Source organism: Vreelandella aquamarina (assembly GCF_020075495.1).
In the GTDB taxonomy this organism is placed as follows: domain Bacteria; phylum Pseudomonadota; class Gammaproteobacteria; order Pseudomonadales; family Halomonadaceae; genus Vreelandella; species Vreelandella aquamarina_A.
The window spans coordinates 354,228-366,166 of the sequence record NZ_JABYQT010000003.1; the positions used below are offsets into that span (position 1 = coordinate 354,228).

Here is an 11,939-nt window from a genome sequence, read left to right on the forward strand (position 1 = left end):
TAGTTGCATGAATCATCTGCACAATGACCGTTCTGTTGCCCACGATGCGATCATCGAGGCTATCGACATGGTACCCATCGGCAGCTACCTCCCGGCAGACGGCGGCTACGGCAGCGCGCGGGAAATTGGCCATGCGCGTATGGCTACCCTGGTGTTCGTGCGCTTTGCCACCGGCATTATCGGTATTGGCGAATGCTACGGGCCGCCCAAGACCACGCTTGCCTATCTGGATATTCTGCGCGAGGCCTACGTGGGGCAGAGCGCCTTCGACCATCGAGTGATCTGGCGGCGAATGACCAACGTGCTCTACCACGTGCGCGCCCAGAGCCAGCTTGCCGCAGCGATAAGCGGGCTGGATATTGCGCTTCATGACGGCATCGGCAAGCTCCTGGGGCTGCCGATTTACCGGCTTCTGGGCGGGGAGGAGCAGGCATCAATTCAGGTCTACGCCTCTGGTGGCTATTTCCATGAGCCGGCGGCACTGCCGCTGGAAGCGCAGCTCGAGCGCGTGGCGGGGCAGTTCGACGGCTACAAGATCAAGATTGGCCACGGCATCCAAAGCGATATCGAGCGCATGCAGAGCGCCCGGCGTATTCTGGGCGACGACGTGGCCATCATGGCGGATATCAACGGCGCCTACACGGCGGATATCGCCCTGGAGTCCATGGCCGCCCTGGCACCGCTGCGCCCTTACTGGATCGAGGAGCCGGTAGCGCCGGAAGACCTTCCCGGCTTCCGCCGCCTGGCGTCGCGCCGCGAGGGGCGTATTGCGGCGGGGGAAGCCTCGGTCAATGCGGTCGAGTTTCGCGAGCTGGCCGCCACCGGCGGTGTCGATGTGCTGATGCCGGACCTCAACCTGTGTGGCGGTTACGTGGAAGCGCTGCGCATTGCCGATATGGCTCAGTTGAACGGCTTGAGAGTCTCGCCCCACGTATGGGGGAGCGCGGTAGGCATCATGGCCGCCGCCCACTTCGCCGCCGCGCTGCCGCCGCACCCACACCCCGACCGCCACCATACGCCGACCTGGGTCGAGTTTGACGTATCGGCAAACAACCCTCTGCGCGAAGCGCTGTTGACCTCACCTTTAAGCCTCGACCAAGGCCGCCTCGCATTGCCACGCGCCCCGGGGCTGGGTATCGAGATCGATGAAGAGCGGCTTGAAGCGCTCAAGGTAGATATCTAGGTAAGTAAGCGCTTGCGCACCGGGATTGCCTTCACGACAAGGCCTGGGTTTTAGCTGCCTTTTCCGGTACGCGATTGGGGCGCTCTGCCATGATGCGTGCCAGGCGCTCAAGCGCCAGCTCAAGGCGCTCGATCAGGCCTTCCAGCAGGACCCGACGGTCGGCGGGGACGTTGCCATGGGCCTTGATGGCTTCATCCAGCTGCTGGCCCGCTGCGTGAATGCCCTGGGGCATCTGGCCGTTGGCGCTCTGCTCGAAGCCTTCGGCCAGGGTGCGCAGCAGTTGCTGATGGGCGCGCTGGACAAGCGGGTGAGAGGCATCGTCCAGGCGGTCGCGCAGGCGTAGAATGGCGGTGCCAAGGTCCAGCCCGGTCAGGCCCAGAATGAACAGGTGGCGCTGTTCATCGGGCAGCATGTCGTCGTGCTGGGCGAGTTGCAGCAGCCGGTCGGCCATATGGCCGCTGAAGCGGGTGTCGGCGGCGCGAATCGAGCGTTTGCGTAGCATGTGAATATCCTTGGAAATTGCCTTGATCAGGCGCCGCCGCCGAAGCCGTACGCCGGGCCCGGGCAGCAGGCGAAAGCCCATCACCACGCAGGTCAGCCCGATCACGACGGCGACTACCCGATTGGCAAAGCTGTCGAAGGAAAAATCCATGCCGTTGCCGGGCATGGTCAGCAGAATGTTGAAGATGGCAAAGGCAAGGCAGTAGCCCATGGTGGCCGGGCTGGTGGCCCCCAGTAGCCCCAGAAACAGCGGCGCGCCGAAGATCATCGCCAGCAGGGGAAAGCCGTGGGCCTGGGAAAGCAGCACATGGCCAAACAGAAACGCGCTGGGAATGGCCGCCAGCATGCCCTTGTAGAACATCATGGTGATGGCAACCGGGTTTTCACGGCTGGCAAAGAACGCCGAGAACAGCGTGCCGAGCATCATGGCAATCATGGCGCTTTGCCAGGCGGTCACGATCCAGAACACGGCCAGCACGCCGAACACGATACCCGCGCGCAGGCCGTTGATGCTGGCGCTCAAGCGGTCACGGTGCCAGGCCAGTGGCGCTGAGCGAAGCGTGTGGCTGGCCGGGGAGGCAATCGCCTCGCGGGCATCGAGCATGACCATGGCGTGGCCGATGGATTCGCGCAGCCCCAGGCGCAGCCGCCGGTCGAGCGGGGCGGGCGCGCCTTGATCATCACACTCGTGCACCTGGTGGCGCAGCGCCTGAAGCGCCTTGCGGGCGTCCGCTACACCTTTGACATGTTCTGCCTCGCGAAAGCCCTGGGCTACCTGGCAGGCAAGCGTGAGGCTCTGCGGGTCGAGCCGGTCGGCGTGGTCGTGCATCAGCTGGTGCAGCGCCTGGAGATTGGCAAAAAAGCGCAGCGTGCGTCGGGTGAGTACGTGAGTGGCGCGCACCCGGCCGGGGCCTTCGGGGCCTTCAAAACGGGCCGCCTGGCTGTCGGTTTCCAGCAGCGTCAAAGGGCCCAGGCTTTCGCGCAGTGCCGCCTGCATGGCGGGAATATCGTCGCTGGCTTCAAGGCGCAGGGCGGCGTGTTCGAACGCCTGGTTGATCACCGTGTCGGCTTGGGTCGCCAGGTGGGTGCCGACCCGGCTTGGCCATAACAGCGAGCTGACCAGCATGGCGCAAATGGCCCCCAGCCCCAGCTCTGAAAGGCGTGCGGCGGCAATCTCGAAAATGCCGGCCGGGGTGCTGTTGCTGGAGATCACCACGATCAGCATCGCGGTTACCGCCGCCATCAGGCAGCCGTAGGTGTAGTTGTTGCGCCACAGCGAACCCACGTAGGTACACAGCATGATCCACAGCGTCAGGGTAATCAGCGCCGGTATGCGAGCCTGAGCGAACAGCGCCATGATGACGATGCCCGCCACGGCGCCGATAAAGGTGCCGCCCAGCTGGCAGATACCTTTTTCGATCACCATGCCGCTCATCGGGCGAACCTGCAGGAAGGCGGCGGACATCAGCGCCCAGTAGGGGCGCTCCAGATCAAACCAGAGCGCTACATAGAGCGCGAGCATCATCGCCAGGGTGGTCTTGATGGCAAACTTGACCGCCGTGGCGCTGGGCATGAGGTAGGTTTGAACGAGCGGCGGCATGGCTTACTCGGGTTGCGCGGCGGGGCGCACGCGTACCGTGGCCGTCATGCCCACGCTGAGCAGGGTGTCATTCGGCAGGTCATCCAGCGCGATGCGCACCGGAATGCGCTGTGCCAGGCGTACCCAGTTGAAGGTAGGCGCTACCTGAGGCAGCAACTGCTGGTTCAGGCTGGTGTTGCTGTCGGCGATGCCCCGGCCAATGCCCGCCACGTGGCCGTTCAAGTGCGTATCGCCGTTCATCAGCACGACATCCACCGGGTCGCCGACGCTGATCGTGGCCATCTTGGTTTCCTCGAAATAGCCCACCACGTAGTAGGAGTTATCGGCGATCAGCGCCAGTACCGAGGTGCCGCGATTGACATAGTTGCCGGCGGCAAACTGCACGTTGAGCACGTGGCCGCTCACGGGGGCAGTAACCTGGGTGCGCTCCAGGTCAAGCTGGGCGCTGGCCAGGTCAGCCTCGGCCTGCTGCAGGTCGGCGGCGGCAATGCGCGAATTGACCTGGGCGATCTGCTGGTCCTCGGCGCTGATCGCCCGATTGCTGCTCAACTGGTTGCGCCGGCCCTCTTCGGCGCGGTTGAGTTCCAGCGTCGCCTGGCGATGTCCCACCGTGGCCTGGGCCTTGTCTACCGCCGCCTGATAGCGCGCATCGTCGATTTCAAACAGCGTGTCGCCCTGAGCGACGTAGTCGGTATCTGCCACGTTGAGGGTGCGCACCCAGCCGGAAACGTCCGGGGCGATGGTGACGACGTCGGCATGTACGCGAGCATCCCGCGTCCAGGGAGTATAGAGGTAGTAGCGCCATAGCCAGATACCGGCGGCAATGGCAATCGCGACAATGACCAGAGTTAGCAGGATACGAAGCGAATGACGCATCTGAAGTTCTCTCTTAAGGGCGTTTTCAAAGGCTGATTCAAGAACCCGCGAGCACGATGGTGAACATGAAGGTAATGCCCGCTGTGAGGATGACGAACAGCGACAGGTCGAACCAGGCGGCGTACCACAGCGTATGCTGCCCTAAAAGCCAGTGCAGCAACGTGCGAATGACCAGCGTGGCGATGAAGCCAAGCAGGGCAAAGATCAGCAGCGGGCTGAGAAAAATGCCCCCGAACGTAATTTCCTGAAGGCCCATGACGCTCCTAAGTGGCCGTTAGTAACAATAAAAACAAGGGTAGCCGGTTATCTTTCAAATGGTCAGGTTTTTTGACCGGCACAGCTGCCCATCAGTTTACCCTGATAGCCAGCGTCTGGATGCGATGCGGGCGGACAGGTTTTGCGCCTTGCGTCCTTGGTGGCGGTAGGCTGTACTGTGTCTTTTCCTTGGCCGGGCCACTTTTGGCGAGTTGAAAAGAAACAGACGGCTAGCCCGGAGAGCATGCGCAGAGGACGTGGCGTATCTTGACAATGCACTATAGGGATATGGATACAGGATGATGAACGTAATCAGTGCTCGATGTTGGAGGATTGTCTTCGCGTTAGTGCTCGGCTTTGCCAGCCTGAGCCTGGCGCAGGCTCAGGATGAAGAGAGCGATGACACTCGCTGGTTCACGGTCGATTCGATCAACGAAGGGTTGGGCGCCGCGCCCGATGACATGAGCCTCTCGACGCCGCGTGAAACGCTGCGCAACTTTCTGGAACTGACGGATGACGAGGAGTTCGCCGCCGCCGCGCACGTACTCAATCTTTCCGCTTTTTCCAGCAGCGAGCAGCAGGAGCAGGGGACAGAGCTTGCCAGGCAGCTTGCCGAGGTGCTTCGGCGGGGCGAGTGGCTGAATGCCTCGAATCTTTCCGGGCGCCAGGATGCGGCGATCGAAGACCCTTCAGGCCAGGACCCGCGGGCCGGCGAGCCGCGTCGTGATATCCAGGTGGCATCGCTCGAGGCGGAAGGTCAGGCCTACGATATTCGCCTGGGTCGTTACCGGGTAGCGGATGATGATCCTATCTGGCTGGTCATGCCGGACAGCGTCTCCGCCATTCCACTGCTGTATGACGAGTATGGGCCTTCCATGCTGGAGTCTTACATTCCCGAGCGCCTGAAGGTCTCGTTTGGCATGCTCAACCTCTGGGAGTGGATCGCCATTCCGGTATTCGTGCTGCTCATCTCCTTTATCGGATGGACGGTATACAGCCTTGTCGGGCTGGTGGCGAAGGTGGTGCCTTCCGGTGCGCGAAGTATCTTCACGGCCCGGATCAAGGGGCCGGTGGCGCTGATCGTCATGTCGCTGGTAACGCAGACGCTGCTGGATTATGTCGTGTCCTTCTCGGCGGTGGCCACGACGACGTTTCGTGTCGTGCTGATTGCCATCATGGCCTGGGGGGTGGGGACGATCGCCTTGCGTCTGGTCGATACCATCATGCTGCGCATGACGCGCCGGCTGGTGGGGGAAATCGACGACACCAAGCCCAAGGACGAGCGCAAGCTGCTGACCACGCTGTATGCGCTGCGCCGCGGCATTATCCTGCTGACGGTCATTGGCGTGTCGGTCTATGTGCTCAGCCAGATCCAGCTCTTTGAAACCCTGGGCCTGTCGATCATGGCCTCGGCCAGCGTACTGGCCGTGCTCGTGGGTATCGCGGGGCAGGCGGTGCTGGGGAATATCCTGGCGTCTTTTCAGCTCTCGCTGGCCAAGCCTATCCGGATCGGCGATCTGGTGATATTCGAAGGCCAGTGGTGCTATGTGGAAGGCATCTTCTACACGTTTATCCGGTTGAGGGTATGGGACGACCGGCGCCTGGTCGTGCCGGTGACGTACTTCACCTCCAAGCCCTTTGAAAACCTCTCGGTGAAAAGCGCCAAGATGTATCGAAGCCTCGAACTGATCGTGCATCTGAGCGCGGATGTGTCGCTTATTCGGGAAAAGTTTCTGGAGTATGCCAAGCAGGAGGACTGCGTGGTCGAGCACCACAAGCTGCTTCTTTACGTCACCGGGCAGACTGCCCATGCCCAAACGGTTACCGGCTACCTGATGACCTCTGACCCGCTTTCCGGCTGGGCGGCGGAAATGAACGTCCGCGAAAAGCTGATGGCGTTCATTCGCGACCATTATCCCGAGTGGTGGCCACGCGAGGTCATGGTGATCAGCCATCGCGATGTTGCTAAAGGCCATGGGACGAACAATCCCAAAACCACCAGGGCTTCGGAAGACACGAAATCGAAAGACACGGACTCGGAAGACACGGACTCGGAAGATGCGGACTCGGATGACGCAGACAGCGAGCATTCAGACAGCGAACACTCCAAGGAAACGCGCCCCGACGACGGCGGGAAAGCCGACGACGAGGCGCGCAAAACATCAAGTACCGACGATCAAGAAGCCGAGCCCGAACGGGCGGATGACGATGACGACACGTCATCCAACCGCTGAGCCGCCGAGGTTTGCACCGCTGCCCGCCGCGTCAGACAGTGCTGGCGTGCGGTGCTGGCCTCAACAGGGCCTCAAGAGAAAACGCGGAAGCGCTCTTCGTCGTCCATGAAGCTCTTCTCGCCAATCGGCGCTTCGTGAGAGCCGAACGGCATCTGGGCGCGCAGTTTCCAGGACGCCGGCAGATCCCAGGTCTGGAAGACCGCTTCATCGATGATCGGGTTGTAGTGCTGCAGGCTGGCGCCGATATCCGACTCGGAGAGTGCTGTCCACACCGCAAACTGGGCGATGCCGGTCGAATGCTCTGACCAGACGGGGAAGTTGTCGGCGTAGAGCGGGAATTGTTCCTGCAGTCCCTTGATCACGTCCTGATCTTCGAAAAACAGCACGGTGCCAGCACCGGCGGCGAAGCTGTTGATCTTCTGCTCGGTGGCGGCGAAAGCGTCGGCCGGGACGATCTTGCGCAAAGTGTCCATCACCAGTTGCCAGAACGCCTCATGCTGGTCGTTGAACAGGATCACTGCCCGCGAGCTTTGCGAGTTGAAAGAGGACGGCGCCTGTCTGACTGCTTCCTTGATAAGCGCGGTTACCACCGTCGAACTGATTGGAAGATCCTTGCCAATGACGTACTGGCTACGGCGTTGCTTGTAGATATTGATAGCGGAGTTCGGCACAAGCGCCTCCTCGATAGTTGGTATCACCCCTGAAGAAAGTGACTCTCAGGATTGATGCAAAATCTAAACTACTTTGGGCAAGGAAACCATGGAGAAATGTCAGCGTTTCAAGTGAAAAAAAATCCTTGTCTCCATGCCTCAAGTTTTGCTGAAAACGGCCAGCAAAATGGCGCTTCAAGAGCGCCATTTTTATCATGACGCGGATGGCGCAGTACTTTCGGCAAGCTTCATCTGGGCCAGGCGCTTGGCCCCGGCAATATCAGGTTTGCCTGAGCCCAGGCTGGGCAGCGCTTCAACGCTGAACCAGTGGCTTGGCACCATCATCGGCGAGGCGCCGTTTTCCAGCATGGCCGTGCGCGTTGCCTGGGTATCCAGCGGGGTTTCGGACAGCAGCACGATACGCTCGCCCTTGATGGCATCGGGCACGTTGACGGCCATGACCGGGGTATCCGGGTCTGGCAGCGTGGCTTTCACTGCCTGTTCTACCGAGGCCAGGCCCACCATTTCGCCGCCAATCTTGGCAAACCGCGAGTAGCGGTCGACAATGGTCAAAAAGCCGTCGTCATCCAGATACCCCTTGTCACCCGTGACATACCAGCGCTGGCCGTTGAATTCGCGCAGCGCGCTGTGTGTCCGTGCGTCATCGCCCAGGTAGCCCTGCATGACCTGAGGGCCGCTGATCAGCACCATGCCGGCTTCATGGGTGGCGAGTTCCTCAAAGCTTTCCGGGTCGACGATCTTGACGCTGGTGCCGGGGAGCGGCATGCCGACGCTGCCTACCTTGGCGCCCCGCTGTACCTGCAGATAGTTGATATCCAGGGCATCCGGCAGGTTGACCGCCGCCACCGGCGCCGTCTCGGTGGCGCCATAGCCTTCGAAGATCAGCTTGTGGAATTTTCTCTGGAAGGCGTCGCGTACGCTGTCATCGACTTTCTCTGCCCCGGCCACTACCACGCGCAGGCTGTCCAGCATGAGTGGGTGAACCTTGGGGCTGCGCGTGAACAGGCGCAGGAAGCTTGACGTACCGCACATGATCGTCGCGCGGTGCTTGGCAATGGCCTTGGCAATGCCGGTGGCGTCGGTGGGGTCCGGGTGACACACCAGCGGCAGACCCTCGATGAGCGGCAGGAATTGGGTCACCGTCAGCCCGAAGGCGTGGAACAGCGGCAGCGACGCCATCATGACATCGTCGTGCTCGGTATTCAGCGCATCGGAGGTCTGCTTGATATTGGCCATCAGGTTGTGGTGACTCAGCATGACGCCCTTGGGCGCCCCTTCGCTGCCGCTGGAGAACAGGATGGCCGCGGTAGCCTCGCCACGATGCGAATGGCTGAAGCAGCGGCGCAGTACTCCTGTAGGCAGCAGGCGCACGGCCAGCCACATGGCCAATTGCTCGGCACGGCCAATCGAGGCCTGCAGGGTTTCCAGGTAGACCACGTGATGATTGGCCAACAGGGCGTCTACTGCCAGCCCGCGCTGGGCAAGCTTTTCAACAAAACGCTGAGAGGTGAAGACGGTGCTGATTTCGGCCTGGGAGAGGGCCGATGCCAGTGCCTCCTGGCTGGCGGTGTAGTTGAGGTTGACCACTGTCTTGCCCGCCAGCAGTGTCGCCATATTGGCAAGCACGCCGGCACTGCTGGTCGGTAGCAGCAGACCGACGTTCTGCGCCGGGCTGAGCTTGCGGATTCGCCGGGCCATCAGCAGGCTGGCGGCAAGCGCCGTACCGGCCTTGAGCGGGCGGCTGAGCGAGTCGGCCAGGGCCAGCTCCCCAGGGCGGCGCTTGACGCTCTTGATCCATGCATCGGGCAGGGTTTGCAAATCATCCATGGCGTGCTGCCAGGAGCGCGTGGCCTGTTCGAAGATGCGCCGTTTGAGAACGTCCGCCGGTGTCTCCTTGGGCAGCGGCTCGCCAAAGGCGACGATGACCGAGCGGTGCAGCGGCGCATTGCGCAGCGCCTTCAGCTTGCTCGAGGAGCGTGAAAACTGGCTGCCCCACAGGCCGCGCAGATAGAACGGCACGATCTTGACATCCGGATTGGCCATTTCACAGGCACGCCGGTAGCCGTTGCGAAACTCGCCCAACTGGCCGGTACGACTGATCGCGCCTTCGGGAAACAGGCACACCACTTCCCCCGCATTGAGCTGCTCGGCCACGGCTTCAAGCGCCTGGCGTGCGTTTTCGCCGCGTTCGATGGGGATACAGCCCAGCGCCTTGAAAAAACCGCGCAGGTACCAGCGCTCATAGACGCTCTTGAGCATCACAAAGCGTACCGGGCGGGGGCTTGCGATCTGCACCATGGCCCAGTCCACCCAACTGATGTGGTTGCCCAGCAGCAGCACACCCCCTTGGGAAGGCAGGTTCTCGAGCCCGTGGACATCCACCCGATAGTGGCGGGTGAGCAGGAAGCTGAGCAGAAAGCGCACCAGGCTCTGAGGCAGCTTGATCACGGTGTAGGCGCCGCCCACCAGCGCCACTGCCGCAATCAGGGCCAGCAGGTAGCGGCTGTCGGCACCGGCAAGGGCGAAAAGCGCCGTCACGATCAAAAAGCCCAGCATGGCCAGGTTCTGCACCCAGTTGTTGGCGGCCAGTACGGTACCCAGCTCCCGCTCGGCGGCGTGAAACTGAATCAAGGCGTTCAAGGGGACGATGAACAGCCCGCCCATCAGGCCGATAAATACAAAATTGAGTGCCTGGGTCAGCGGCGTGGAAAACAGCGGCAAGCATCCAAGGCCCACGGCCACGCCCAGCGCGCCTACCGGGATCAGCCCGGTTTCAATGCGATTGCGCGAGAACTTGCTGGCCAGCATCGAGCCCAGCGCGATTCCCACACCGCTGGCGGCCAGAATGCCTTGCAAGACCAGCGTATTGTCGATGTTCAACGTAGCCTTGGCATAGGCCGGAAATGCCGCGAGCAGCACCTGGCCCACCGACCAGAAGGTGGCCAGGCCAATGATCGACAGGCGGAGCACCGGCTGGCGAGCCACGATACCCAGGTTCCTGCGAGCGGTCTGGCCGCGCCAATAGTGCTTCCAGGCAAGCGGTTGCCGGGTCGTGGCCGCCTGGTCCAGCGGCAGGCGATACAGCAAGAGCGCCTGCACGAGGCTATTGGCCACCAGCAGCCAGCCAAGCGGAGCGATGTGGCCAAGCATCTGGCCCGGCGTCTGTTCGAACGAGATGACCCAGTGCTCGAACAGCGCGGTAAAGACGACCGTTCCCGCCAGGATGGCGCCGATGGTGACTGCCTGGATAAGCCCGTTGGCCTCGGCCAGGCGCGGTTTGCCAAACAGCCCCTTGACCAGGCCGTACTTGGCGGGCGAGTAGAATGCCGACTGCACAGCCAGCAGCAGCGTCATGGCAAATGCCAGCCAGAACAGCCCCTGATAGTAGGCAAGGGTAATACCCAGCGAGACGCCGACCGCCGCCCAGGCGGAAAGACGCAGGATGCGCACCTTGGGGTAGGCATTGGCCGCGTGCCCCGCGGGGGTGAACAGCAGAATGAACGGCAAGAGAATCAGGGCGTTCACCAGCGCGGTCAGCACGATCTGCGTGGTGCCCTCGTAGCTCTTGAAAATCGTGTTTTGAATGACGATCTTGTGGCCCAGGTCAACGAAGGCGTTGAGGAAAATGGCGATCAGATAGGGCCAGGCGCCCGGCGTACGGAGCAGTCGTTGCATGAGTCGTCAGCCTTGTGGTTGTCTTGAAGTCAGAAGGACTTTCCGTGAAGGCTGCATTTCGCGCAACCTTCGCAAGACAAGTTGCGTTATCCGTGCGGTAAAGTATCGTTATAGGATACTTTAGCCAGGAGGTCACTGTGTCTCAAACCGGCTCGCTGCTCGCTGCCCTGAAACGCCAGCTTCGCGCTCAGGGCTACACCTATGCCGATGTGGCCCAATGGCTTGGGCTAAGCGAAGCCTCGGTAAAGCGCATGTTTGCCGAGCGTCATATCACGCTAGCACGCCTTGAACGCATTTGTGAGCGGCTCGACATCGAATTTGCCGAACTCGTCCAGACCATGCAGACCGACGAGCGGCGCCTGCAGGAGCTTACACAGGCCCAGGAGCAGAGCATCGCCGACGATCATGAGCTGTTTCTGGTCGCGGTATGCGTACTCAACGGCTACAGCTTTGCCGATATTCACCGCCAGTACCGGTTAAGCGAAGCCGAGTGTACCCGTCAGCTGTTGAAGCTCGAGCGGCTGGCGCTGATCGAGCTGTTGCCCGGCAACCGGATTCGGCGGCGGGTGGCGCCCAATTTCCGCTGGCGCCCTGGCGGGCCCATACAGCAGTTCTTCCAACAGTATATTGCCAACGAGTTCTTTCGCTCGCGTTTTGACAGCCAAAGCGAAAAGCTGCTGGTGCTCAATGGCCTGCTCTCCCGAGCGGGCAACGATGAGTGGCAGCAGATCATGCAGCGCCTGGCCAAGGAGTTTCACGAGCTATGCGAGCGGGAAAGCGCGCTGCCCATCACCCAGCGCTTTGGTACTACTTCCGTACTGGCCGTGCGCCAGTGGCAACATGGCCTGTTCAAGGATTACGCGCGGCCGCCGCAAAAATAACGCAATGAAGGGTAGTGGGGGCGTGTGTGTTTTAGTACGCTCTGGCCCGGCCCGTGGAACAGG

8 protein-coding genes are annotated in these 11,939 nt (G+C 61.7%); 3 read left to right on the forward strand and 5 right to left on the reverse strand.

Annotated elements, in window-relative coordinates:
* Nucleotides 1-7 precede the first annotated feature (7 nt).
* A complete protein-coding gene (locus HW452_RS07105; RefSeq protein ID WP_224105395.1) occupies nucleotides 8-1,183 on the forward strand; it encodes a mandelate racemase/muconate lactonizing enzyme family protein in 1,176 nt (391 codons plus the stop codon).
* A 31-nt stretch (nucleotides 1,184-1,214) separates the two neighbouring features.
* On the opposite strand, the gene HW452_RS07110 is transcribed toward HW452_RS07105, so the two are convergent.
* Genes HW452_RS07110 through HW452_RS07120 form a run of 3 tightly spaced genes read right to left on the reverse strand, consistent with a single transcriptional unit; the run spans nucleotide 1,215 to nucleotide 4,416 of the window.
* Nucleotides 1,215-3,284 carry an FUSC family protein gene (locus HW452_RS07110; RefSeq protein WP_224105396.1) on the reverse strand — a complete coding sequence of 690 codons (2,070 nt, stop codon included), beginning with the start codon at nucleotides 3,282-3,284 and terminating at the stop codon, nucleotides 1,215-1,217.
* A gap of 3 nt (nucleotides 3,285-3,287) precedes the next feature.
* Complete coding sequence (locus HW452_RS07115; RefSeq protein ID WP_224105397.1) at nucleotides 3,288-4,160, reverse strand: efflux RND transporter periplasmic adaptor subunit; 873 nt, start codon at nucleotides 4,158-4,160, stop codon at nucleotides 3,288-3,290.
* Between the two features lie 37 nt (nucleotides 4,161-4,197).
* Nucleotides 4,198-4,416, reverse strand: coding sequence for a DUF1656 domain-containing protein (locus HW452_RS07120; RefSeq protein ID WP_224105398.1), 219 nt, complete (start codon nucleotides 4,414-4,416; stop codon nucleotides 4,198-4,200).
* Between the two features lie 301 nt (nucleotides 4,417-4,717).
* Here HW452_RS07120 and HW452_RS07125 point away from each other — a divergent pair, with 301 nt between their 5' ends.
* Nucleotides 4,718-6,649 carry a mechanosensitive ion channel family protein gene (locus HW452_RS07125; protein ID WP_224105399.1) on the forward strand — a complete coding sequence of 644 codons (1,932 nt, stop codon included), beginning with the start codon at nucleotides 4,718-4,720 and terminating at the stop codon, nucleotides 6,647-6,649.
* 71 nt (nucleotides 6,650-6,720) lie between these two features.
* Here HW452_RS07125 and HW452_RS07130 read toward each other — a convergent pair whose 3' ends face one another.
* On the reverse strand, nucleotides 6,721-7,320 hold the full coding sequence (locus HW452_RS07130) for a nitroreductase family protein (protein ID WP_224105400.1): 600 nt from the start codon (nucleotides 7,318-7,320) through the stop codon (nucleotides 6,721-6,723).
* Nucleotides 7,321-7,512: 192 nt separating this feature from the next.
* On the reverse strand, nucleotides 7,513-10,995 hold the full coding sequence (locus tag HW452_RS07135) for an acyl-[ACP]--phospholipid O-acyltransferase (protein WP_224105401.1): 3,483 nt from the start codon (nucleotides 10,993-10,995) through the stop codon (nucleotides 7,513-7,515).
* 137 nt (nucleotides 10,996-11,132) lie between these two features.
* On the opposite strand from HW452_RS07135, the gene HW452_RS07140 reads away from it, so the two are divergent.
* Nucleotides 11,133-11,876 (forward strand): helix-turn-helix domain-containing protein, encoded by a 744-nt coding sequence (locus tag HW452_RS07140; protein ID WP_224105402.1) that lies wholly within the window; start codon nucleotides 11,133-11,135, stop codon nucleotides 11,874-11,876.
* Nucleotides 11,877-11,939 lie beyond the last annotated feature (63 nt).